This is a genomic window from Lentisphaera araneosa HTCC2155 (assembly GCF_000170755.1).
Lineage (GTDB): Bacteria > Verrucomicrobiota > Lentisphaeria > Lentisphaerales > Lentisphaeraceae > Lentisphaera > Lentisphaera araneosa.
Window position 1 is genome coordinate 61202 of sequence record NZ_ABCK01000016.1, and the last position, 24031, is coordinate 85232.

The 24031-nt window shown below is 41.6% G+C and carries 28 protein-coding genes; 11 read left to right on the plus strand and 17 right to left on the minus strand.

Annotated features, from left to right (window positions below; genetic code table 11):
* Positions 1-124: 124 nt before the first annotated feature.
* From LNTAR_RS15810 to LNTAR_RS15850, 9 genes are all read right to left on the minus strand, one after another.
* Positions 125-1780, minus strand: coding sequence for an ArnT family glycosyltransferase (locus LNTAR_RS15810; RefSeq protein WP_007279741.1), 1656 nt, complete (start codon positions 1778-1780; stop codon positions 125-127).
* A gap of 23 nt (positions 1781-1803) precedes the next feature.
* Positions 1804-3192 (minus strand): magnesium transporter, encoded by a 1389-nt coding sequence (mgtE, locus tag LNTAR_RS15815; protein WP_007279742.1) that lies wholly within the window; start codon positions 3190-3192, stop codon positions 1804-1806.
* Positions 3193-3318: 126 nt separating this feature from the next.
* Positions 3319-4503, minus strand: coding sequence for an AIR synthase related protein (locus LNTAR_RS15820; protein ID WP_007279743.1), 1185 nt, complete (start codon positions 4501-4503; stop codon positions 3319-3321).
* 132 nt (positions 4504-4635) lie between these two features.
* Positions 4636-5034: an L-rhamnose mutarotase gene (locus tag LNTAR_RS15825; protein ID WP_007279744.1), complete on the minus strand. Its 399-nt coding sequence runs from the start codon at positions 5032-5034 to the stop codon at positions 4636-4638.
* A 12-nt stretch (positions 5035-5046) separates the two neighbouring features.
* Complete coding sequence (locus LNTAR_RS15830) at positions 5047-6039, minus strand: aldo/keto reductase (protein WP_007279745.1); 993 nt, start codon at positions 6037-6039, stop codon at positions 5047-5049.
* Positions 6040-6117: 78 nt separating this feature from the next.
* Positions 6118-7146 carry a zinc-binding alcohol dehydrogenase family protein gene (locus LNTAR_RS15835; RefSeq protein ID WP_007279746.1) on the minus strand — a complete coding sequence of 343 codons (1029 nt, stop codon included), beginning with the start codon at positions 7144-7146 and terminating at the stop codon, positions 6118-6120.
* Positions 7147-7160: 14 nt separating this feature from the next.
* The gene (eda, locus tag LNTAR_RS15840; protein WP_007279747.1) at positions 7161-7781 is read right to left on the minus strand and encodes a bifunctional 4-hydroxy-2-oxoglutarate aldolase/2-dehydro-3-deoxy-phosphogluconate aldolase; all 621 of its coding nucleotides are present in this window, start codon (positions 7779-7781) and stop codon (positions 7161-7163) included.
* A gap of 12 nt (positions 7782-7793) precedes the next feature.
* On the minus strand, positions 7794-9167 hold the full coding sequence (locus tag LNTAR_RS15845; RefSeq protein ID WP_007279748.1) for a tagaturonate reductase: 1374 nt from the start codon (positions 9165-9167) through the stop codon (positions 7794-7796).
* Complete coding sequence (locus tag LNTAR_RS15850) at positions 9164-10258, minus strand: sugar kinase (RefSeq protein ID WP_007279749.1); 1095 nt, start codon at positions 10256-10258, stop codon at positions 9164-9166. The genes LNTAR_RS15845 and LNTAR_RS15850 overlap by 4 nt, the downstream gene beginning before the upstream one ends.
* A gap of 196 nt (positions 10259-10454) precedes the next feature.
* Here LNTAR_RS15850 and LNTAR_RS15855 point away from each other — a divergent pair, with 196 nt between their 5' ends.
* Together LNTAR_RS15855 and LNTAR_RS15860 are read left to right on the plus strand one after the other, a co-directional pair.
* Positions 10455-11387: a helix-turn-helix transcriptional regulator gene (locus tag LNTAR_RS15855; RefSeq protein ID WP_007279750.1), complete on the plus strand. Its 933-nt coding sequence runs from the start codon at positions 10455-10457 to the stop codon at positions 11385-11387.
* Between the two features lie 81 nt (positions 11388-11468).
* Entirely contained in the window at positions 11469-11897 is a 429-nt protein-coding gene (locus LNTAR_RS15860; protein ID WP_007279751.1) for a hypothetical protein, read from the plus strand.
* Here the strand turns inward: LNTAR_RS15860 and LNTAR_RS15865 are convergent.
* The 3 genes from LNTAR_RS15865 to LNTAR_RS15875 are packed head-to-tail and all read right to left on the minus strand — an operon-like array spanning position 11888 to position 14625.
* Entirely contained in the window at positions 11888-12349 is a 462-nt protein-coding gene (locus tag LNTAR_RS15865; RefSeq protein WP_007279752.1) for a hypothetical protein, read from the minus strand. The two genes, LNTAR_RS15860 and LNTAR_RS15865, sit on opposite strands and share 10 nt — an antisense overlap.
* A complete protein-coding gene (locus LNTAR_RS15870; RefSeq protein WP_007279753.1) occupies positions 12346-14391 on the minus strand; it encodes an FHA domain-containing protein in 2046 nt (681 codons plus the stop codon). Before LNTAR_RS15870 ends, LNTAR_RS15865 begins: the two co-directional genes overlap by 4 nt.
* A gap of 15 nt (positions 14392-14406) precedes the next feature.
* The gene (locus LNTAR_RS15875; RefSeq protein WP_007279754.1) at positions 14407-14625 is read right to left on the minus strand and encodes a hypothetical protein; all 219 of its coding nucleotides are present in this window, start codon (positions 14623-14625) and stop codon (positions 14407-14409) included.
* 145 nt (positions 14626-14770) lie between these two features.
* Here LNTAR_RS15875 and hisB point away from each other — a divergent pair, with 145 nt between their 5' ends.
* The 7 genes from hisB to LNTAR_RS15910 all read left to right on the plus strand — a co-directional run bounded on the left by hisB (position 14771) and on the right by LNTAR_RS15910 (position 19037).
* Entirely contained in the window at positions 14771-15355 is a 585-nt protein-coding gene (hisB, locus tag LNTAR_RS15880) for an imidazoleglycerol-phosphate dehydratase HisB (protein WP_007279755.1), read from the plus strand.
* Positions 15356-15446: 91 nt separating this feature from the next.
* A complete protein-coding gene (locus LNTAR_RS25920) occupies positions 15447-16013 on the plus strand; it encodes a hypothetical protein (RefSeq protein ID WP_007279756.1) in 567 nt (188 codons plus the stop codon).
* A gap of 50 nt (positions 16014-16063) precedes the next feature.
* Complete coding sequence (locus tag LNTAR_RS15890) at positions 16064-16630, plus strand: GNAT family N-acetyltransferase (RefSeq protein ID WP_007279757.1); 567 nt, start codon at positions 16064-16066, stop codon at positions 16628-16630.
* 49 nt (positions 16631-16679) lie between these two features.
* Positions 16680-17015, plus strand: a complete 336-nt coding sequence (locus tag LNTAR_RS15895) for a histidine triad nucleotide-binding protein (protein WP_007279758.1) — start codon at positions 16680-16682, stop codon at positions 17013-17015.
* Entirely contained in the window at positions 17015-17488 is a 474-nt protein-coding gene (locus tag LNTAR_RS25925; RefSeq protein WP_007279759.1) for a peptide chain release factor family protein, read from the plus strand. Before LNTAR_RS15895 ends, LNTAR_RS25925 begins: the two co-directional genes overlap by 1 nt.
* Before the next feature lie 2 nt (positions 17489-17490).
* On the plus strand, positions 17491-18822 hold the full coding sequence (xseA, locus tag LNTAR_RS15905; protein WP_007279760.1) for an exodeoxyribonuclease VII large subunit: 1332 nt from the start codon (positions 17491-17493) through the stop codon (positions 18820-18822).
* Positions 18819-19037: an exodeoxyribonuclease VII small subunit gene (locus tag LNTAR_RS15910; protein WP_007279761.1), complete on the plus strand. Its 219-nt coding sequence runs from the start codon at positions 18819-18821 to the stop codon at positions 19035-19037. Before xseA ends, LNTAR_RS15910 begins: the two co-directional genes overlap by 4 nt.
* Here the strand turns inward: LNTAR_RS15910 and fghA are convergent.
* Positions 19034-19864: an S-formylglutathione hydrolase gene (fghA, locus tag LNTAR_RS15915; protein WP_040915120.1), complete on the minus strand. Its 831-nt coding sequence runs from the start codon at positions 19862-19864 to the stop codon at positions 19034-19036. The genes LNTAR_RS15910 and fghA overlap by 4 nt on opposite strands.
* Positions 19865-19948: 84 nt before the next feature.
* Here fghA and LNTAR_RS15920 point away from each other — a divergent pair, with 84 nt between their 5' ends.
* Complete coding sequence (locus tag LNTAR_RS15920; protein ID WP_007279763.1) at positions 19949-21058, plus strand: S-(hydroxymethyl)glutathione dehydrogenase/class III alcohol dehydrogenase; 1110 nt, start codon at positions 19949-19951, stop codon at positions 21056-21058.
* 61 nt (positions 21059-21119) lie between these two features.
* Here the strand turns inward: LNTAR_RS15920 and LNTAR_RS15925 are convergent, their stop codons facing one another.
* Positions 21120-22157 (minus strand): hypothetical protein, encoded by a 1038-nt coding sequence (locus tag LNTAR_RS15925; protein ID WP_007279764.1) that lies wholly within the window; start codon positions 22155-22157, stop codon positions 21120-21122.
* An 88-nt stretch (positions 22158-22245) separates the two neighbouring features.
* Here LNTAR_RS15925 and LNTAR_RS15930 point away from each other — a divergent pair, with 88 nt between their 5' ends.
* Complete coding sequence (locus LNTAR_RS15930) at positions 22246-22671, plus strand: secondary thiamine-phosphate synthase enzyme YjbQ (protein ID WP_007279765.1); 426 nt, start codon at positions 22246-22248, stop codon at positions 22669-22671.
* On the opposite strand, the gene LNTAR_RS15935 is transcribed toward LNTAR_RS15930, so the two are convergent.
* From LNTAR_RS15935 to LNTAR_RS15945, 3 genes are all read right to left on the minus strand, one after another.
* A complete protein-coding gene (locus tag LNTAR_RS15935; RefSeq protein ID WP_007279766.1) occupies positions 22664-23092 on the minus strand; it encodes an ExbD/TolR family protein in 429 nt (142 codons plus the stop codon). The two genes, LNTAR_RS15930 and LNTAR_RS15935, sit on opposite strands and share 8 nt — an antisense overlap.
* 93 nt (positions 23093-23185) lie before the next feature.
* A complete protein-coding gene (locus LNTAR_RS15940) occupies positions 23186-23608 on the minus strand; it encodes an ExbD/TolR family protein (RefSeq protein ID WP_007279767.1) in 423 nt (140 codons plus the stop codon).
* A 1-nt stretch (position 23609) separates the two neighbouring features.
* Positions 23610-24026, minus strand: a complete 417-nt coding sequence (locus LNTAR_RS15945; RefSeq protein ID WP_007279768.1) for an ExbD/TolR family protein — start codon at positions 24024-24026, stop codon at positions 23610-23612.
* Positions 24027-24031: the final 5 nt, after the last annotated feature.

The following is a 24031-nucleotide window of genomic DNA, read 5'->3' on the forward strand; positions in this document are numbered from 1 at the left end:
AATGTTTCCTAAAGTGATTTATAAAAAATTTCGCTAATCTAATACAGGATTATGTAAAGGGAATTCAGCTTAGTAAAAAAGATGATGATGAAGTCGAAGATTACCTCGACTTGAGAGTAAGGATTTATTTGCTTTCGCCATTGGTGGCGATGGCTACAATACCTTTGTAGACAGTGACGATCTCGTCGTTGACCTTGATGGGCTCGCTAATGGCTTCCCATTTGTAACGCACGGAGTCAGTACAAATACGCACGGGCTTTGAGTCCGAACCGATGACGTAGATGGTCTCTTCTAAATTTTCGGCTTCTATCGGGTCAGTGACTCGTTGTGAGTCATTTTTGAGATAAAAGAGTTCGGAGCGCAGGCTCTGCCCAGAAAAGTTGTAGACTAATTTCGAAGGGTCATTGATACTGGATTCGATAAGTTCTGCCGTTTGCTGCTTACTATATTTAAATTCATCCATTCTCATGTGGCGAGCTGAATCAACACTAAAGTAGATGAGGATAACGGTGAAAGATATTTTGTACCATAGGGCTTGGCGCTTAAACATTTTGAAGAAGCATAAAATTGAAATAATGATTCCCGCAATGATCAAGTACAGGGCGCTATTGATATGAAGAGTTTGGTAGCTGTTGTGTTGCTCATTAAGAAGAGGGTAAATGAATATGGCAATGACAGCTAGAGCAATGAAATTTATAATGATGAGGCTTCGGACAATATTGTTGACGAATTTTCCATAACGACGTGCATAGATGGGGTAATGGAGGGCGGCCATTACAGAGAGTGGGTAGATTAAGGGGAGCAGTGAATAGGCGTTGGTTTCGGGGTAGAACATGAATGCGAAAAAAAGAACACAAGTGACTTTGCGCATGAAGCGGAAAATTTCGGGTCCTGCATCAGAAGTTTTTTCAACGAGTCGGTAAGCTTCGCAAAATCCCGTCCAAGCAATAAAAGTCCAAGGTAAATAATAGGAGAGCGAATTGAAAGCAAATTTTATTGAGGCTTTGAAGTAACCTTCATCAAAAGGGAAATCAGGGCGTTGTGGTGGGTTCACATCGGTACTAAAAAAGGTGAAAGCCAAATCACGGCTACTCGCTAAATTAGTGAGCAGGTATTGAACTGCAATGATGATGAGGATATTAAAGCTGACAGCACTGAGGTGAGGCAACATAACAAGACGTTTGCGAACATCGGTAGGGCGAGTCATAAATAGCGTTGGGAGATAAAAGAAAAGGTACATCTGAGGGCCATTAATAGAGGCGGCTATCGAGGTGAAGAAAATCCCCCAGAACCAAGCTCGAAACCAACGTTTACTCTTGCGGCTAATGCTGTACCAAGTGAGCCAAGCACAAGCCATGAAAAAAGCTGTGAGTAAGCCTTCTTCGGCACGTGTGGACATGTTGACGACTGCAACAGAAGTTAAACTGAAAGCGAGAGCAGGCCAAGCCGATTTGACTCCACCAAAGCGTTTGGCAGAAAAGAAGGAAATCAAAGCAATACCGATAAGGGCGCATACCGAAACGAGGCGCAGGGAGAAGTGATGGATTTGCCCCCCACTCAGAAAGAGACTCAGCCAAGAGAAAAAGGGTGAGCGTTGTGTCTGGGTGCCGAGCATGGAGTTTTCGAAGAAGCCATGTTCACTTATGTGGCGTGTGATATGACCTAGGGTGCTTTCGCGGTTGCTAATTTCGTAGCTGAAGTTTTCTAATGCAATGTAAGAAAAGAAAATTGTCAAAAGGACAATTACTGCAAGGGGCTTGGTTTCTTTTTCATTATACATTGCGTGAACTTATGATACGAGAATTAAAGGAACACTTTGAGCAGCGTTGTGGCAATGAGGAAGTAAATGAAGGAAGATAAGATGTCATTCATTGTTGTGACAAAAGGTCCTGCAGCAACGGCAGGATCGAGACCACCTTTACGCAACATTATAGGAATTAGAGTGCCGATTAGACTAGCAGTGGTCATGCCGAAACAGACGGAGAAGAAGATGATCTTTGCTAAAATGAAGGGATCTAAGCTATTGCCATCTGCATAAAGTAAGGGGATGCCGATGTAGGCAATGACAGCTGCAATGAGGCCACAAACAATACCCATAAGTAAGCCAGATAAAGTTTCACGGAGGATCAGTGAGTTGAATTCTTCCGGTAAGATTTTTTCGAGTGCTAATTCACGAATAAAGACGGTGGCAGCCTGCATTCCTGTGTTGCCCCCCATGGCGGCAATAACGGTTGGGAAAGCAGCGAGGACAATGAATTTATCGAGAGATTTAAGGAAATGACCGATCACAAAGGCGTTGGTTAAAGCGAGGAGAAGTGTGACGACGAGCCATGGGAGGCGGAGACGAATAGCTTCCATGAGATTGGCGTCGTGAGAAACAACTTCACTCGTACCCGTCATGATCGCTATATCTTCGTCTGCTTCATCAATCGAGATATCGAGGATGTCATCCACGGTAATACGACCTACGATTTGGTTGCGGTGGTCGAGTACGGGCATAACCCAGAGGTTATATTTGCGGAATTTTGCGGCAATTTTTTCTCGGTCTTCATCAAGACTAGCCCAAATTGAACTTGGTTCTGCAATTTCACCGACTTTCTCATCGGGATTGGCATTGATTAGGTCAATGAGTGAGATCGCCCCCTGGAAGTGTTTCGAGACAGAGTCAATTACGTAAATGTACATGACGGGGTCTTTTAGAGTCTCGGGCTGCAGTGAGTTGAGCACATCTTTCACGGTGAGGTTATCTGGGAAGGCACAAAGTTCCGAGGTCATGATACCACCACCAGATTCTTCATCGAAGGAAAGAAGCTTAGTGATGTCTTGGCGAACCTCATCTTCTAAATGAGTGAGGATCTCTTTTATGAGGGTGTCGTTCTCTAGGTCGGCAAGAAAGTCGGCCGCATCATCGGAGGCCATTTCTTCGATAAGACGAGCGACATTTTTTGGGTCGGCATTTTCTGCTAACTTGATTTTGAGGTCATCTTCGAGGAGTGAAAGCAGTTCGGCGCGCTTTTCCGTATCTTCAGTTAAGCGAAAAACTGTTCTCTGTTCTTTGAAGCTATCAAATTGGGAAATGACTTCTTCAATATCAGCAGGCTCGAGAGCAAGAAGCTCTTCTTTGATTTGTTTATCGTCCTCTTCTTCGAGAAGAGAAGAGATACGTTCAAACCATATTTGTTGATTAGACATGTGAGTGCCTCCTGAGAAGAATCAAATTCAGCCCTAAGCTAAGCGAGTAGCTCCAAAATACAAAGGATATTTAAGTCCGATTCATTTTTATTAAGAAATTGAAGCGGACTCAATTAATTTGGAGATTTAGTAGTTAAATTCGCCGTAAGGTGATGTAACTGTAACTTTATTGCCTTGAGGGTTTTCTTCCAAACGACCGATAACTTGAGCAGGGATGCCAAATGATTCAGAAATCTTAATGATGTTATCTGCGATTTCTTCGTCAACCATCAGTTCTAAACGGTGACCCATGTTAAATACGGCATACATTTCGTGCCAAGGAGTATTCGAGCATTCGTGGATGTGTTTGAAAAGTGGTGGGATTTCGAAGAGGTTATCTTTAATGAAGTGAAGGTTGCTACCGAAGTTACGGCATTTACTTTGTGCACCGCCACTGCAGTGGATGATTCCACCAATGCGATTGCGACCCACTTCGTCGAAAATAGATTTCACTACGGGAGCATAAGTTCTAGTGGGAGAAAGTACGGCTTTACCCATGTCGAGTGGCATGTCATTCACTTTGTCCGTGAGCTTGTATTTGCCACTGAAAACGAGATCAGCTTCCGTGTTAGGGTCAAAAGCTTCGGGGAAACGACTCATGTATTCTTTGGCGAAAACATCGTGGCGCGCAGATGTGAGACCATTGGAGCCCATGCCAGCATTATATTCGCTTTCATAAGTGGCTTGCCCGTGAGAAGCAAGGCCAACAATGACTTGCCCAGCTTTCATGCGAGCGGCGTCAATTACTTGTGATTTTTTGATACGTGCACTGACAGTTGTGTCGACAATAACTGTACGAACGAGGTCGCCGACATCAGCAGTTTCTCCACCTGTGTTAACCATGGGGATGCCATTGTCGTTAAAAAATTGAATTAACTTTTCGTTACCTGCGATGATCGCAGAAATAACTTCACCAGGGATGTTGCTGGCATTACGGCCGATGGTAGAAGACATCAGCATGCCTTCGGTCACACCGACGCAAATCATGTCGTCGACGTTCATCACGATAGAGTCTTGAGCAATGCCTTCCCAAACGCTGAGATCACCAGTTTCTTTCCAGTACATGTAGGCGAGTGATGACTTTGTACCAGCACCATCCGCATGAACAATGTTAACGTGATCATCGCTGCCACCTAGGAAGTCGGGGATAATCTTACAGAAAGCTTGTGGGTAGAGGCCTTTATCGACGTTTTTAATGGCGTCGTGAACTTCTTTTTTGGAGTAAGAAACACCGCGTTTTGCGTAGCGTGATTCGGCTTCGTTATTTGACATAGCGTAGATCCTTGGAAATTTATAAAATAATTTTCATAGTTTAAACGAAACCCGCAGGCTTTCAAACTCTCTAATCAGCTAAGTCCAGACTTATTGAGTCAGAAGAAATTAGCTCATTAGAGAAGGCTTGAATTATCGAAAAACGAATTGGCCTTCAATAGCTCGGCGTTCGTGTTTTTGATCCATCTTGTAAATGCGTTCCATGAGCTGCCATTTGTCATCTGCCGAAGCATTGGCTGAGGTGTTTTGAAACTTCGCCATAGAAGCTTCCCACTCACTTTGGCGAGGCATGTTTGCGAGCTTCGCAAAAGCACTATCGTGATCGAAATCCGGCAGGGTTTCCATGACCATGAATAAGCGATTGCTAAAGATATAGATTTCCATGTCGGTAATGCCAATATCCTTCATTCCCTGAGTGATTTCTGGCCAGGCTTTGCCCATAGAGTGAGCTTCAGTGTATTCTTTGATGAGTTGGGGGTCATCTTTTACAGTCAATGTTTTACAGTAGCGTTTAAATTTAACTTCAGGCATGATGATTCCAGTTTAAATATTGATCAGTTTTTCGCTTTTCATTTTGTCCCAAAAGCCTTGCGGGATTTTCGCGTGAGCTAAATCCATGTTTGATTTAACGCGTTCAGGTTTACTCGTGTTGAGTGCAATCGCTTTGATCTCTGGGAATAAAAATGAAAATTGTACACAGGCCGCGGCGGGTTTTATATCAAATTCTTGGCATATAGCGAAGAACTTATCTCTCCACTCAAAAACTTCGGGATGAGTTTCTTGTGAAATGAGTTGGTAGTCAAAATGGGTGCCACCAATGAGAAAACCAGCATTGAATACAGCTGAGTTAATCACATCAACACCTTGCTGACCTAGCTTTTTAAGGAGTTTGATGGCGAAGTCGCTGTGGGTATAGGGGGTGATCGAGCAGGCAAACATAGCCCAGTCGAGTTGAAAGTGATCGGAGATGAAGTCAATAACGGAGATGTCTTTAGCGCCGACTCCGACCGATTGAACTCGTCCCGATTTTTTAAGTTCGTCTAAAGCTCTAAAAGCTTCGAGAAGTTTTTCTTTTCTATCTTTTAAGTCTTCGTCGTTTTTTGCAGATGCGAGGTATTCGTCGGGATCGTGAATAGAGACGAGTTGGGCATCGTAATCGCCTAAAAGCTCGTTGCCTTGTTCGTAACAATCGATGATGCCTTGGTATGAAATATCCTGAATGGCATCATTTTTCAAATCGACCCATGCACCAGGTTCGAAAGTGGGTTCATCACTTGTTAAAGGGACTCGTTTCCATGCGAGTTTGTTACTGATGAGAACTTTATCTTTTGGGATCTTGAGCTCGCTCAAGCATTCGGCTAAGCTTTCGAGGGCTAAGCCTGCACCGTATTTTCCTGCGCTATCAAAGACCGCAAGCTCTGGATTGGCGTTGACAATTTCTTTGACAATGTTGAGTTTTGTCTCGAAGGGCGGTGCGGAATAAAGATTACCTAGTGAAGAGGTTCCGAAGATGACTTTTGGAAGTGCTTTTTTCATGATGTATGCCTTAAAGGAAGTGAGCCTGCCAAGGACTGCGACTAAGGATAATATTAGCCTTGACAGACTCAGAGATTATTAATCGTTGAGTTCAACCATAGCTTTGATGACGCCAGTCTCTGGCTTGGTCCACGCAGGAAATTCTTCGATCATGTCTTCGAATTTACAAGTGTGAGTGATCATACAAGTGCTTTTTGCGCGGCCATCGTTTAGGCAGTCGGCTACGTGTTGGAAGTCTTCTAAAGTAGCGTTACGGCTACACATGATAGTGAGTTCACGTTTGTGGATGTTTGGGTGATCGTAAGAAAGTTTATCTTTACTGAGACCAACATAAACTAAATTCGCACTGTGAGAGCAATATTCAACGGCGCCCATCATTGAGCCTGCATGACCAGTCGCATCGATAACAGCAGTGGCAAATTCACCATTTGTGAGTTCTTTAATTTTTTCAATCGCATCTTCACTAGTGGGGTTAACCGTAGCAGCGACACCAATGTCGGCTTGGCAAAAGTCTAAACGTTCTTGGTTGAGGTCGAGAGCAATCACATTTGCACCTGCAGCTTTGGCAAACTGCATGGTGGCTAGGCCAATGGGGCCAGCGCCAATGACAAGAGCGTTATCGCCTTCTTGAATGTCGGCGCGACGAACGGCGTGAGCGCCAATAGCAAGGCATTCAACGAGAGCCATGGCATCGAGGCTTAAATTATCAACTTTGAGAACGTGACTAGCTGGTACGCTAATGTATTCGCACATGCCACCGTCTTGGTGAACACCAATAACTTGCATGTTGGCACAGCAGTTCGTGTTTCCACGTCTACAAGCGACGCATTTGCCACAGTGGAGGTAGGGCACGATGAGAACGTTATCGCCAATAGCGAGCTTGCTTTGATCTGCATTTGTACCAAATTCAGTGACTTCACCAGAGAGCTCATGTCCTAAAACGCGAGGGTATTCGAAGAAGGCTTGGTTGCCTTGGTAGGCGTGGAGGTCGGTGCCGCAAATGCCAATGCGACGAATTTTCACGAGAACTTCTCCTTCTTTAACAGGAGTCTTCTCTGTTTCTTCCATGGTGAATTTGTAGGGTTCTTGGCAAACAACTGTTTTCATAATTCTGTCCTCGTTTATTTAACTTTGTTAAGAGCTTCTTTGGCGATCTCAGTAATTCCAGCAAAATCACCTTCGTCCATAAGTTTGTTGGGTACCATCCAGCTGCCACCGCAAGCTTGTACTTGTGGGAGTTCTAGGTATTGACCGACGTTGTCGGCGTTGATACCACCTGTTGGAACAAATTTAATACCTGGGTACGGCGCAGCAAAGGCCTTGAGAGTTTTTACGCCACCTAAAGCTTCTGCTGGGAAGAACTTTAATGTCTTCCAACCGTCAGCGAGTGCATCTTGGATGTCACGTGGTGATGCAATGCCTGGGAAATAAATTAAGCCAGACTCTAAGCAGGCTTTTGACACTTCCGGGGAAAAACCAGGAGAGATGATAAAAGTAGCGCCAGCATTTTTTGCCTCTTCTACTTGTTGGGCATTAATCACTGTGCCTGCACCAAGCAGTAGGTCTTTATAGTTTGACATGATTTTGATAGCTTCGGCAGCACAGTCAGTTCTAAAAGTCACTTCGGCTACGGGGAGACCAGCAGCAATGAGAGCTTCAGCTAAAGGTGCGGCATGAGCTGGGTCAGTTATTTTGATAACTGGGACTAATTTTAAATCGGCAATTTGTTGTTCGATAGACATAATATTTCCTTATTAAGTATTTGGGAAAAGGCTTGCTTTAAGTCCTTTCTCTTCAAATTCTTCTAAAATTTTTGTTAAAGTTGCTTCGAAATCTGGGTGCTTATTAAATGCACCCTTCCAAGCGGAACAAGCCAGGATGGCTTTTGCGAAGTTCGCAGCGGAACTCGTATCACACTTAGCGATGGCGCTCATGGCTTTTGCGTCATCCGCAAATTCATAGGTCAAACCTTCGGATTCACCTTTAAAGGTATCACCCTCAACTGAGCCTCTATAAAACCAGAAAAAAGCAGCGATAGCCTTTGAAAGTTTCTCAGGATATTTTTTGTTGAGCTTAGTGGAATCATTAAAAGAGGGGAGGATTCGTACGAGTAGTTTGGATGCGGAGTTTAAAGCAATATTAATCATTTCATGATTGAGGAAAGGGTTTTTAAACCTTTCAATTACCGCTTCGGCATAATCCGTCAGTTCCTGTTTGTCGCCACCTTTGGCTTCGAGAGTAGGGAGGACTTCATCGAGAAGTATGGAGCGTAAGAATTGGTCGATTTCGAGTTTTTCTAATGCGTCAGCGACAATGGTTTCACCACTTAGTATAGCGGCATAAATCATTGATGTATGACCACCATTTAACATGCGCACTTTTGTTTCTCTGAAAGCGGGAAGGTTCTTGGTCCAAAAAACGTTGACGCCAGCTTTTTTCAAAGGGAGGATCTCTTCAGCTTCTTCGCCTTCGATGGCAAAGAGATGATAAGGTTCTACGCAAGCGTCGTTCTTATCCCCTTTAGTAACGATACGATCGACAAGTGTATTGCGGAAATCGCAATCTTTTTGAACCCAAGTGATGAAATTGTGGTCCAAGCCCCAATCGTTAGCGTGCTTGATAATGATTTCTTGGAGCTTGTCACCATTGCTTTCGATGAGCTCCATAGGCAAGATGAGTGGTGCTTTGTCTGAGCTTTGATCAAAGTGAACAAAACGCTTATAGAGCCAAGCACAGAGTTTAGCAGGATAAGTTTCCGGGCACTCATTTGGAAAAAGACATTGTTTGTAGACAATGCCCGCTTCTGTGGAGTTAGAAACGACAATTTGCAAATCTTCTTCTTCCGCAGTGAGTAAGAACTCAACCCATTCAGGATAGGGATGGATGAATCTTTGGTAGATGTCAATTTCTTCATTTGTGTCAATGACTTCGCCGTTCAAGAGCCCTTTAGTACTTAGTGAATAGAGACCAGAAGTTTCTTTGAACTGACTAAGGTCACCCCGAGGGGTGAGCTTAACCATAGTGATAGAGGCGTCAAAGTTTTCGTTTTTATTGAGTTCGTTGACCATCCACCCCCAAAAACCGCGGAGGAAAACACCCGAACCGAATTGGAGGATTTTATTTTTCATCGAATGACACGTGCTCCTGCACCACCGACGAGGCGCTCAACTTCATTGAGACGTGCAGTCGTTGTGTCGCCAGCAGTGGTCATTGCTAAAGCACCGTGAGCAGCACCGTATTCAACACCTTCTTGAATACTTCCTTTAATCATCACGCCATAAATGAGGCCAGATGCGAAACTATCGCCACCGCCAACACGGTCGAGGATTTCTGTTTCGTCGCGCTTGGCTGACTCAACAAAGCCATCTTCTCTTGACCAAGCAACAGCGCTCCAGTCATTGATAGTAGCAGTTTTAACGCCGCGCATGGTTGTAGCAATGGCTTGGAAATTAGGGAATTCTTCGGAAGCTTTTTTAATCATGTTGTGGAAAGCAGAAGACTCAAGTTTAGTGAGATTATGATCAACACCTTCGATCTCAAGTCCGAGACATGCCGTGAAGTCTTCTTCGTTACCAATCATCACATCAACGTATTTAGCGATTTCACGATTCACTTTCTGTGCAGTCGCTTCGCCGCCAATGGCATTCCATAAAGAAGGTCTAAAGTTGAGGTCGTAAGATACGATCGTGCCATATTTTTTTGCAACTTGAACGGCTTCTAAGACTACGTCAGGAGTCGTTTCAGAAAGAGCGGCGAAAATACCGCCAGTGTGGAACCAGCGAACGCCGTCTTGGCCAAAGATTTTCTCCCAGTCGATATCGCCTTTTTTAAGTTGAGAAACAGCTGTGTTACCACGATCGGAGATGCCGAGTGCAGAACGAAGACCATAGCCGCGTTCCGTGAAGTTAAGTCCGTTGCGAACTGTGCGGCCACAACCATCGTAAGGAACCCATTTAACATATTCTTGGTTGACGCCGCCTTGGTACATGAGGTCTTCAACTAAATAACCGATGTCGTTGTCTGCAAGAGCAGTTACGATTGCAGCTCTTTGTCCGAAACAGCGTTTGAGGCCGCGAGCAACATTGTACTCACCTCCGCCTTCCCATACGTTGAATTTACGAGTGTTGCGAACGCGTCCTTCTCCTGGATCCAAACGGAGCATGACTTCGCCTAGTGATAAGATGTCGTATTTACAATCTGCAGCATTTTTGATTTTCATTATTCAGTTTCCTTGTTTGTTTTATGACTATTTATAAAAAATGATGCTTAATACTACGGGTAGGGTTTGAAATATACTTCCACGCTAATATCGTTGAATATTATAACTTCAGATATTTTCTTTTGCTTAGGTGTTTGTTTTCTGTAGTTATATATTCTTAATAAGTGCTTTTATAAAAAAATAAAAAGGTGAAATTATGGCTAATAAACTTATTCGATTCGGTCGACCACAGGATCGCCCATCCTTATTAAATGAGATTGCGGTCTTAGGTCATAGGCAGGTTACAGAAGTGAGTCGTAATGCGATGTTGCCTCATATGAATAAGCGCTTTGAGATTACTTATGTGGTCTCGGGGACTCTTGAGTGGTTGATTAACGATGAGTTAATCGTAACGCGTCAAAATGATATCTTAGTCACTTTTCCAGAAGATAAATTAGCTTTGCTTGGCGGGCATTTTATGGTGAGTGATGCCTACTTCATGCAGATCGACTTAGATTATGATGGTTTCATGAGTGAGTCTGAGAGAGAGTTATTTAATAGAAAATTACATGCTATTGAAGGTCGAAAAATTTCCCTTCCAACTGACAGAAGTATCCTTTTTTCGAAATTGATAAGTGAGCATGAGAGGCAGGATGTTTTTTCCGAGGGTCTTTGTAAAGGCTGGTTACATGAAATTTTGACAATGGTCGTGCGCCGTTCGGAGGGTTGGGAAGCCAAAACCTATCTCAATGAATATAATTTGTTCAAGAAGAGTTTGTTGTCCTACTTGGAAACACATGTGTCTCGCACAGATATTAAGGTTCAGGAGATTGCGGAGCATTTTAATTATTCGGAGAGTCATTTCCGTTTCTTATTTAAGAAAATCTTTAAAACTTCACCAGTTGATTTTGTCCGTCAATTTAGAGTGGACACTGCGCAACGTTTGATTCGCGAAGGGAGTTTATCGATTACTGAGATCGCTTACAAAGTGGGTTTTTCGAGTTCGCAATATTTTTCTCAAACATTCAAAAAAGAGTTGGGGATGAGTCCTCGTGAATACAGAAAGTCATTGAGATTAGATAGTGGTCGCATTCAAGATATGACGACGAGTATTTATTTTATGGATCAGCATTTTCCAGATAAAAAATAGCTTGAGTTAATCTGCCATAGGCTTTGAAAAACAGATCTTGTCATTTAGCTTGCGGTTAATGATGATTACAGGGATTAAAAGATGAAAACAGAACACCTCGACCTCATGCTAGATTCGGCTTTGACCAAAGCTTGTGAGAAATTAGAAAAAAATGAAAATATTTATCCTTACGTACTAGTGATGGATAAGAATACTTATGTGGAATTTAGTGAAGATTTCGATAAAGATGTCTATGAGAGTGATCCAGAAGAATTGATTGAGGACTTATACATTCGCTTGAAGAAAAGGGCTTCAGAAGAAGAGATTTTTGGCGCAGTTTTAGTGTGTCAGGTAAAAGTGAAACACCCAGAGTACGGTGAGTATTGCAGTGCAATAGAGGCTCATGTGGAGTATAAGGATGGCAGTTCTTATGCTTGTTTCTTGCCTTATAACAAGAAAGATGATCGCGTCGATTACGGGGAGATTTTTTCTAGTGAAGTTGATGCCAAGGTTTTTGTCAATCAAAAATAGATAGGCGTCAAGCTTTCTTCTATTTTCTGGTTCTTGTCTTTGAAGGGGTCGACGAGGTCGTAGCCAGGTGTCATTGATGAGTATTTTGATTTTATTTTTTTAATTTGACTTGGATCGATGGCTCCGTTTTCGCCATATTCCGTTTTAAATAAGTTTTCATAGTAAGCGCAAATGGAAGCTAAACGGGCGCGAATGATGCGTCGCTCTTTTTTATCAATTTCATTATTACCATCGATGTCTGAGCTGAAGATAAGTTCAAGTTTTTGTTGAGTTCTAGATGAGCCACGGACGCTGTATTTTTCAAATTCTTCAAGAGCGACTTGGATCCAAGAACTCTGTTCTTCGGCGCTAAATTTGAGGTCACCATTAATATCTATGTTTAGAGCATTGCTTTGTGCATAGCTAGATGTGAGGCTGAAGAAAATTAATAAAAGAAAGAGCTTGAGTTTCATCGGGCGGTGCGGGAAAGTTCTTCGTAGCAAAGTAAGAAAGAGACATTGCCGATTGTAACTACATCACCGGGGACGACGATACTTCTTCTGACTTTTTCTAAATTGACTTTAGTTCCATTGATACTCTTGAGATCTTCGAGCATAACAGATTTATCGCGAATACTAATTTTTGCATGACGACGAGACACAGAAATATCCTCAATCATTAAATCAGATTCTTCGTTTCTACCAATGACTAGATTTCGAAGGCCTGGTGTAAGGATGATCGGGGGGAGTTGACTGCTAACGGGCATTAATTTAAGCCGTTGCTTATTATTGTGTGCATCGGCTAAAGCTTGGCGATGCGTGTCTTGGGTTCCCGTTACAACGACGTCAAAGCGATTTTTACCTGCAGTTATACTGATGGTTTGGTTGATGCCAGTGTTGCCAGAAATTCGTCTATCACCTAAGAAGACGCCTGGGTGACCTTTTGTGAGGTCTTCCATGTATAAGCCGACCTGGCTCCAGTATATAATGAAGTGGAAAGGCTTGAGTGTGTCCATACGGAAATCGCAGCTTGCATGTGAACCCGCAAGTATAGGTGCCATGGTACTCGAGCGGGCTTTGTTTCTATAGCTAAGAGTGACACAAGCGTCATCTACAAAGGGTTCAGGTATGTTGTCCAGAATGGAGCGCTTAAGGAGTTGTGTATCGGTGTCTTCGTATTTTGAGCTGTCGAGGCCAACATGAATAATCCAACTGTTACCGCATTTAATTGCTGTACGGGATTCTGAAGTGGTTGTGAGTTGTCGTGATTTGATGCCGTTGAAGGAGAGTGCATCACGGACGCCAGTGTCCATGAAGGTCCAACGTCCTTTAAAATGAATGGCACGCATTTGCGTTTCTGAAATTGATTTATCGTTGATGTGACATTCGTTATTTTTTCCACGTCCAAAATTGAAGATGACGTCGTCATCTTCAATAGGGGTCATGCGGATGCCTTTTTCGTCGATGACATAAAAACAGGGGGTGAAGCCGCCGGAGGTTCTAGCTTGCTGCTCGTTAAGAGGGATAGCTTGGTGTTTGTTTTCATCTTCTTCTATAAAATCGTCATCGATATCATCGGGGTTTATAGCGAAGGGGTCGAGTTGGACGAGGGTTTTTTGAGGGTCTTGTTCTTTACGCGCTTCTTCGGTTTCCACCTTGTCGTCAACTATTGAAGACGGGATAGTTTCGTCGGCTTCTTCATCAAGGGCAAGAAGGCTTTCGCGGTCTGAATCAACTGTGTGCTTGAGTAATTCTTCTTTAGCAGTTTTTGATGAATCGTCGTTATTAACCGGATTGATAGCTTTGCAAGTGCTAGTATCGGTGTGGCGCTTCTTTTCTAGCTTGATGGGAGCATCGTTTGTTGGATCTTCCGCTTCTTCCGCTTCTTCCGCTTCTTCTGTTTGCTTGTTGTGAGCGTTAATTTCAACAGAAGTTTTTTCTTTCTCCAGTTCTTCTAATTTTTTCTGAAGTTCTTCTTCTTTTTTGATTTTCTCTTCGTATTCAACCCAGCGCTTTTCATCTTCGCGTTCGTGTTCTTTGATAAAATCTTCTTCTTTTTGGTGTCTAAAATCTTCTTCTCGTTTCGCATGCTCAAACTTCATCTTTTCTTCTTGAAGTTTTTTGCGTTCTTGCTCAAGGCGTTCTTCTAATTCACGCAGGCGTTGCTCCTGCATTTCTTCTAGTTTGCGAAGTTTTTCTTCTTGTTCGACAATGGCTTGTCGCTTTTTTTCTTCCATATCGTAGAGTGTTTCTTGATGCTGAACGTAGGTAGCAAGTGGATCGAAGGATTCGATTTCGTCTAAAGTTTCTTGAGCGTTTTTGGGATGAAATGAAGTAGAAGAAGGAGACTTAATTTTTAGCTGGTGAGAATTGTCCTGAGAAGAGGGCTTAACCATCTTAAGTTGATGACTATCGTTGCCTGAAGAGACAATTTTTAATCCTTGGGGTTTTTGTCCTGGGGATTTGATTTTAAGTCCACGCTGAGGCGGCTGATCTTCTGGGGGCAGTGTACTCATGCTTTAGTATAGTTCTTAGTCCAAGCTAAATTCAAATTTAAAATTAGATTTTTTCTTGATTGCCTTTATTGATTCTTTACAAAGGCAGCATTTAAGTTCGTCGCCTTCTTCTAATTCGAAACCAGTACGAGCTTGAGTTTCCGTTCCGCAGTGCGGGCATTCGTAAAAATATCCAGGCATGGGGCCACAGTGTCCGCCACCACAGCAATAATCGGGAGTGAGTGTAATTTCCATAAGTAAAACTTTTTTAATATTTCAACATTCCTATTGACTGCGTATTATACACATCAAACAACTCTCTTACAACATGGACTTGATCTAAATAAAAGGAGATTTAAGTTCAATTACTTTATTAATTAGTTTATATGGCCAAAAGATTATGGAACAAGTAAAGATAGACAGAAAAACTTACGAAACGGAAATTGAATTAGACTTACGTCCTTTCTCGGGGACTGGGTACACTATTGATACAGGAATACCGTTTTTTGATCACATGTTAACTCACATTGCTAAGCATGGACAAATGGACATGACTTTGAAGGCAGTTGGCGATATAGAAGTTGACTTTCACCACACGGTGGAAGATGTGGCTATTGTTTTAGGACAGGCTTTTGATAAAGCCACAGAAGATATGACGGGTGTTAATCGTTACGGTAGTTTCACACTTCCCATGGAAGAGGTTTTATGTACGGTAGCTGTAGATATCCGTAAATCACCTCATTTTGAATATCGTGTGCCTGAGGTTTTTACTGGGCAGATGGGGACATTCGATTGTGAATTGGTAAAAGAATTTTTCAGAGCACTTTCCATTTTTGGGCGTATGAACATTCACGTACTTGTTCATTATGGTGATAATAAGCACCATATTTCTGAAGCAATTTTCAAATGTTTTGCGAAAGCTTTCGCCATTGCGGCCTCTAAAGATGGCACTTCAAACCTGTATTCAACCAAAGGTTCTCTGTAATTTTTTTCTTCTGCTACTTGACATTTTTTCTCATAGGGATTATTCATTTCTCAAAATTAAATTTCAATAGTTAAAGTTAAGGAAAAAAATCGTGAGTAAATATCGAGTATGGTATGACGGTGATCCCGAGTATACAAATTTTGATTCTTTGGCACAAGCCCTTAAGTATGTGCGCAAGACTAAAGCATTAGATGAATCGAATTCTGGCCTAGAAGAATGCATTGATGGCTACTGGGATGAGTGGATGGATAGTGATGATCAAGAAATTCATGACCATCTATATATGTATGGTGGAAAATCACCTTACTTAAAGAAAATGAGTGTTGAAAAATCTGAGCCTGTTCGTCCATCTATTATGGATACGGTTAGTTTTAGTCGTGAAGATCTTGTCGCATCGCTTGAAGAAGAAGATGATGATGACGAAGAAAACGAAGAAGATGCTTACGATGAAATCATTGATCCTGATGAAGAAGTTCTCGATGAAGAGGGCCTAGACGAAAGATTGATGAATGTTATTGGTGTATCTCCCAAAACTACGACAGAGACTACTGCAAGCAAGGATGAGACCGAAGAGTTTATCGGCGAAGACGAAATATCTGAGTTTGACGATGAAGAGGAAGATGACCTCGACGAAGAAGAGGAAGAAGACGAAAAATAGTTTTCTTTAACAAATTCTAATGGGCGGATTTATTCCGCCCTTTTTTTATTATGAATGATACTAAATATCAAGAAATTTTCCTAACGCGAGCTCATTTGAATGAGCTTGTTTCGAGTCCTTTGCCTGCAGGGTTTTATTTTCGGAATTATGAATTTCAAGATGAAGAAAATTGGTTTAGAATCTACAAAGCTTCCGATAATTATAATAAAGTTTATTCGACGACTTTTAAAGAGTACTTTGGAGCCAAGGCTCAAAAATTAGAGAAGCGTCAAATTTATATTTGTAATTCCGACGGACTTGCAGTTGCCACTGCCACGGCTTGGTATGATAAAAACTTTTTAGGTCAAAGTTGGGGTCGCGTTCATTGGGTGGCAGTTCATCCCGATTATCAAGGGCAAGGCTTAGCCAATTGCCTCTTAAGCGAAGTTCTCAAACGCTTAAAGGAATGTGGGCATGAGAAGGCCTATTTAAGAACCTATACGATGCGTCTGAAGGCCGTTAGGCTCTATTTAAACTTTGGTTTTATGCCTTTGATCCGTAGTTCTGCAGATGAAGAGATATGGAAATCTCTAGCAAAAAAAGTTGACCATGAAAACTTGGCGACTTGGAGAGATTAATAAATCGTCTAAATTATAAGACTGATTAAGTTTAATACGGAGTTTTTACATGAGTACAATTTTTTCCAAAATTATTGCAAAGGAAATTCCAGCGGACATAGTTTATGAAGATGAACTTTGCCTAGCTTTTAAAGATATTAACCCAACAGCTCCCATGCACATTTTATTAATTCCTAAAAAAGAATTACTCAACTTATCTGATGCGGAAGAAAATGATCAGGCTTTATTAGGGCACATGATGATCAAAACGAAAGAGATTGCCCATTCTCAGGGCTTTGAAGATTACCGAGTCGTGACTAATAATGGCGCAGGAGCCCAGCAGAGTGTATTTCACTTACATTTTCACATTATCGGTGGCAGAAGTCTTAATTGGCCTCCGGGATAATGAAACGTCAAGACCTTTTACTCTTGGATGATGAAGACTTGTTGAAACAATGCACACAGGACTTTTTTAAGGCGTCGGGTCCTGGAGGGCAGAAAAAGAATAAAACCTCATCTGCAGTGCGTTTAATCCATAAAGAAACGGATATACAAGCATCGGCATCAGAAGACCGTCAGCAATCCGTCAATAAGAAACGAGCCTTGCGTCGTCTTAGACTAGAGCTCGCTTTGCAAATGCGTGAAGAATATGAAGCTTGGAGTGGGGATTGGAATATGAATGAGAAAAATAAACTCTATCCAGTTTTGATAGCCACCTTAATGGATGGTTTGGATGAGTGTTCGTATCAAGTTTCTGATTTATCGAAAAATCTACCCTTGAGTACATCTGCACTTATTAAAGTTCTACATAAATCACAAACTGTTTGGCGCTTTGTTAACGAACAAAGACAAAAAAGAAATATGAAGGCGCTTAGATAAAGATGAGTCAAAATCAGAACATGTGGTCTGTGAGTCAGGTAGCGATGGCTGTTCGTCAAGTACTTGAGCAGGGAGTGAAACCTTTTTGGGTTAAAGGAGAAGTTTCTAACCTGACAATTCATAGTTCTGGGCATGTCTATTTTTCGATTAAAGACGCTAAATCCCAAGTCTCATGTACCTACTTTAATGGTGCACAGCAGGCGCGTTCATTTTCTATGCAGGATGGTATGGAAGTTGAGGTTTTTGGAAGTTTAACGTATTTTGCTCCTTCGGGGAGAACGCAAATTATTGTGAGAGAATTGCGTCCTGGCGGAGTGGGGAAACTTCAGCTCGAATTTGAGCAGTTAAAAAAGAAGTTGAGTGATTTGGGTTTATTCTCTCAAGAGAAAAAGCAGAGTTTGCCCGTTTTTCCAGAAAAGATTGCTGTTATAAGTTCGGCAGATGGAGCAGCACTTCACGACTTTTTACAGGTACTCAACAGGCGTTTTCCAGGAAAAGAAGTACGCTTGTTTCCGGTTCCAGTTCAAGGAGAAGGCGCGCATAAAAAAATCGCAGGAGCGATTCATCGTTGCAATTTGATGGAAGCGGCTGATGTGATAGTGATGACGCGTGGTGGAGGTAGCATTGAAGATTTATGGGAGTTTAATCAGGAGCACTTAGCTTATGCAATAGCCGAGTCGCACATCCCCATTATTTCTGCTATTGGCCACGAAGTGGACTTTACAATTTCTGATTTTGTTGCGGATTTGCGAGCTCCGACCCCTTCAGCTGCAGCCGAGTTAGTGGTCAAGAGTCGAGCCGAATTCATTCAAGAGCTCAATAATCAAATGCGATCTTTGGATAAGAATTTACAACTTAAGTTGTATTCATTAGCACAGAAATTCCGTGAATGTAAGCATCGTTTGATGATGAATAATCCAGAGAAAAAACTAGAAGTTCAGTATCAGAATTTAGACTTTGTAAAATTAAAATTAGAGCAAGCCTTACAGAAGCGCTTACAGTACATGTCGCAAAGACTCATGGAGCTTGAGGGGCGTTTGAAAAACCGTACACCTGATATATTGCGTCAGAAAGAAGAGTTACAGCACTTAAAAACTCGACTGATGACTTCCTTCGAAAATTTTGTTCGGAATAAGGGGAGTCAGTTAGAAGCTATACATAAAAATTTAAAATTGCTAAACCCGCAAAGTACGCTGGATCGAGGTTACAGTATTGTGCGGAGCAAGGGAGAAATCTTGCATTCTAATGAGGATGTGGAAAAATCTGATTTGCTCGAAATTCGTTTAGCAAAAGGTTCATTAGTCGCAAAAGTTGAAAAGAAGGTAAAAGAATGAAAGAGAAAAAATTTGAAGAAGCCTTAGGAGAGCTAGAGAAAATTGTTCAGGAAATGGAGCAAGGAGAACTTAGCTTAGAGGATAGCTTTAAGAAGTTTGAAAAGGGGAGTGATCTTGCAAAAGTTTGTTCAGCAAAATTAGCTGAAGTCGAGAAAAAAGTTAAGGTCCTTAAAGGCATTAGCGAAGAAGGACCTGAGTGGGAGAATTTAGATTAATTTAAGAACTGCGCATGCCACTTTATGTGCTCGCCAATAAACGAAGATATGTAGTAATATGAGTGGTCGTAGCCTTGCCTATACTTGAGTTCTAGGTTTATTTTTTTGCTCTCGCAAGCTTGTTTCAAGGCGTCAGTTTTGAGTTGATTATCTAAAAAATTATCCGCAAGTCCTTGGTCAACGAAAAGATGATTGACTTGATGGCCTTGTTTAATGAGTTCGACACTATCCCACGCAGACCATAATTCTATATCCTCACCAAGGTAAGTGCTGAATGCTTTTTGACCCCAGGGACAATTGACAGGGTTTACAATTGGTGAAAATGCCGATGTGGATTGGTACATTCCAGGGTTTTTTAAAGAGCAGATGAGGGCGCCATGACCACCCATGCTATGACCTGATATGGAAGCTTTGTCAGAGCAGTTGAAATTGTCCTTAATAAGGGTGGGTAATTCTTTTGTGATATAATCGTACATTTTGAAGTGTTGATCCCACTCATTTGTCGTCGCGTTGACGTAGAAACCCGCTCCACAACCGATGTCCCATTCATCTTTAATGTCTTTTACTTGTGCCCCTCTAGGGCTTGTGTCAGGAGCGACGACAATCACACCGTGATCTGCCGCATATCTTTGAAATCCAGATTTAGTGGTGAAATTCTCAGCAGTGCAGGTTAAGCCCGAAAGCCAGTAAAGAACGGGGTATTTTTTGTTTTTCGATTGGGGTGGCAGGTAGACGGAAAATTCCATGTCGCAATTCAGGGTGTCGGAGTGATGCGAATAAAAAAATTGTTGCCCATTAAAAATAAGATTTTCAGACTTTTTTTCAATCATTGAATTTACCTATTGATTTTTGTAGTTTATCAGTAAAATTAACATTACAAAAATTTAAATAAATAGCTAAAGGAATAAAAAATGAAATCAAAAGCAGCTGTTGCCTTTGCCGCAGGCAAACCATTAGAGATCGTAGAAATTGATGTAGAGGGTCCAAAAGCAGGTGAAGTTTTAATCCGTAATGTTGCCTCTGGCGTTTGTCACACGGATGCATTCACGCTTTCAGGAGATGATCCTGAGGGTGAGTTCCCTGTCATCTTAGGTCATGAAGGTGGAGCAATTGTTGAAGCAATTGGGCCTGGCGTAACAAGTGTTGTTCCGGGTGATCATGTTATTCCACTTTATATACCCGAATGCGGAGTCTGTAAATTCTGTACCTCAGGTAAAACAAATTTATGCCAAGCAGTTCGTGCAACTCAGGGTAAGGGTGTGATGCCAGATGGGTCGAGTCGTTTTTCATATAAGGGTCAAAAACTTCTTCACTATATGGGCACTTCGACATTCTCAGAGTATTCAGTTGTGGCGGAAATCTCTGTAGCAAAAATCAACAAGGCCGCACCGTTAGAAAAAGTTTGCTTGCTCGGTTGTGGTATCACGACTGGTATTGGTGCTGTGCTTAATACGGCTAAAGTAGAGCCAGGTTCTACAGTTGCCGTCTTTGGTATGGGCGGCATAGGCCTTTCATGCGTTCAGGGTGCTGTGATGGCTGGAGCGAGTCGTATTATTTGCGTTGACATCAATGAAGATAAATTTGAAATGGCTAAACAGCTCGGTGCGACAGATTTTATTAATCCTAAGAAACATGGTGCGTCCATTCAGGATGTTATTGTTGAACTTACTGATGGTGGTGTTGACTATTCTTTTGAATGTATCGGTAATACACAGGTGATGCGTTCAGCTTTGGAATGTTGCCATAAGGGCTGGGGTAAATCAGTAATTATTGGTGTAGCTGGATCGGGTCAAGAAATTAGCACGCGTCCTTTTCAGTTAGTAACTGGCCGCCAATGGATGGGGACAGCTTTTGGTGGTGTTAAAGGCCGTTCAGAGCTTCCTGGCTTAGTAGATGATTATCTTGCGGGTAAGATTGAAATTGATAGCATGATTACTTACTCAATGCCAATTGAAGAGATCAATAGAGCCTTTGACCTCATGCATGAGGGGAAAGCGATTAGGTCAGTAGTAACTTTCTAAGAAAGTTTGTTTCTTTAAAAAAAGCGGCTTCCGTAAGGAGGGCGCTTTTTTATTGCATAAATTACTTTTTCTTAGATTCGAGGTTGAGTAAGGTAATAATGTTTTGCTTGATGATGTCCCCCATATTATTGCACTTGATGAAATCTTTGTTCTTATGGAATTCGGAGAGTTCTTCGCGTAACTGGACAATATTTTCACGTGAGGCAAGTTTGTCTTTACTCATGCAGGCAACAAGACTTTTAACTTGTTGTTTAGAGTACAGAAAGCGACGATATATGATGTTTCTTTCCTCTCTCTGATACTGACGTACAGTTTCTGGATTAAGGCGATCCATGCAGAGTTGAACGATCTTTTGGTTTTCAGGGAAAAATTGAGGGAGATAAACTTGGACATTGCCTTCGTGGCAAAATTGGTCAAAATCTATAGGTCGTACTCGATACTGATCTTCCTCCACATCTGGTGTGACATTGACGACATAGTTATATGATCGCATGTCTCCAATGAGGGAAGTAAAGCAGCGTTCATTAAATTTAACAAACTCTTTACAGAGGCGAACAGGGTTGACTTTAGGGTGAGACATATTGTGTTCTATATAATGGTCGCCAGGAATACCGATAATATGTTCTTCAATTAGTGTGTTTTGATCCACCATATAATTGACGCGATTGGGGGAGAGTAAGCCTTCGAATTCGAGGCCATATATTCTCGAGGCATCGGCTTTTTTAACGTAAAAATGGTCACGGTTATCATTGAATTTATTTATGACGCGGATTCTGAATGGACGCGAGTTAGCAAAGGCGCAGTAATCTATACGATCAACGCTAAGGTGTTCAATAATTGATTTGTCGCCACCAGCTAAAAGAGTTACGTATATTTGGAGAAGAGCTTTTTCTAAGATGACCTGTTCTTGATGGGGATACATGACAGTTTCCCAAAGGGTGGGCTCGTCATCGTGATCATAGACAGGGAAGGAATCTTGAAAACGCAATAAATCTTCATAGTCTAAAGGAAGAATAAAATGACGACTATGGGATTCTAGGTATTTAGAAAAATTATCGCTAATTTTAATGATGGGTTTTTTATTTTTTATTAAGGTCATGATGAGTCTTTTTTGAGATAGATTTTTCCAATATATCATTAAGGTGTATAATACCCATCTATGATTAATTATTAAAAGTTATTTAAATATGTGGAAACAAAAAGAAATTAATTTACCGACTAAATCCCGGGGCTTTCATTTGATTACAGATGACATAATAGGGGAGTTGGAAGATTTGCGGACCTGTAAAGTAGGTTTATTGCATATTTTTATTAAGCATAGTTCGGCATCTCTAACTATAAATGAAAATGCCGATCCAACCGTTCGCACGGACTTTGAGAGTCATTTTAATGAAATGGTACCTGAAAATGCGCCTTATTATTTGCATACTTATGAAGGGTCAGATGATATGCCTGCACATCTGAAATCCTCTATTTTAGGTTCGAGTGTAAGTATACCCATAAAAAATGGTCGTTTAGCGTTAGGTACCTGGCAGGGTATATACTTATGCGAACACCGTGACTATGCGTCAGGGCGTTCGCTGGTATTAACAATGAATGGAGACTTTAGTTAAGGAAGGCAAGGGTCATTTTGTCTTCTAAGCCTTCCTTTGCTAAAAGATCGATTAAATCTACGAGTCGCTCAGTCTTTGCGCTACCATCTAGTTTTAAATTTACTTTGTTATTGTCGCCTTCGGTATTATTTGCGAAGTCCGCAATGAAATTTTTCATGTCTTGAGCATTTTCAAAAGTTCGTCCTAGCTCGGGGATATGATACTTGTCTTTTAAAACGTGTATGTCAAAAGTGGAATGATCGATTTCTATAATAGGCGTAGTTAGTATTGATGGTGTATTTATAGCGACATGAGCTTCTTCAATCACTGGACTACTCGTAATGAGGAAATATGCGAGAAGTAAGAAAGTTACGTCTATCATTGCAGAGAGAGGGACTTCAGTGTCACCAATTACGATTTTCAACTTTTTTTTCTTAGCCATTGTTTATCACCTTTGTTTGAGAAATAAAAAAACGATAGAAAGGAACTTTCTATCGTTTAATAAAGGGGCTTAGTTTATGTAAATCAAGTGTAGTTATTGAAGGAAGGCAATATTGATTTTTTTCTCAAGTCCTTCTTTGGCAAGGATATCTAATAAGTCAACTAAACGCTTAGTTTTTGCTCTGCCTTGAAGCTTTAAATCAATAGTGATCTCAGCGCCCGCAGTCTCACGTGCAAAGGCGGCTAAATAAGCACCTAATGCGTCAATTTCTTTAAATGCGCGACCTTGTACGACATAATCATTTTCGAAGACTTTAATGTCAAAAATAGTTGGTTTAACCTCGGGTGGAGGACCTGGGTTAGGGGCAACCATATTCATTGCAATATAAGCTTCTTCAATGACTTCAGTTTGAGTCATAATGAAATATGTCAAGAGAAGGAAGGTGACGTCAATCATTGCTGAGAGTGGTACTTCAGCTTCTTCTTCAATTCTTTTTTTCTTGCGTTTTTTAGCCATCTTATTCCTCTAACTTCGCGGAGATATTGATTTTAGCTACGCCACATTCACCTACAGCACTCATAACTTCTTCGATAACTTTGAGCTCAACTTCCTTGTCAGGACGTATGATGACAGTTACTTCGTCGCCATAGTTCGCTACGTGTTGAGTGAGTTCTCTCTTAAGACCAGCAATGTCACCAGTGCTACCAGGTCCTGTAGAAACTACACCTTCTTTAAGGACACTAATTGGGAATTGTCCATTGGCTCTATTTTTGATTTTCTCCATATCATAAGCGATGGCAAGTTGCACGTTTTGGTCGAAGCCTTCCTGATCCATTTGGGCTGTCGCTACAAAAAACATAATCAGTAGGAAAACCACATCGATCAAGGAGGAAATCGGTGCTCCTTCTGCTTTGACGTCTTTACTATTGGCCATTATAG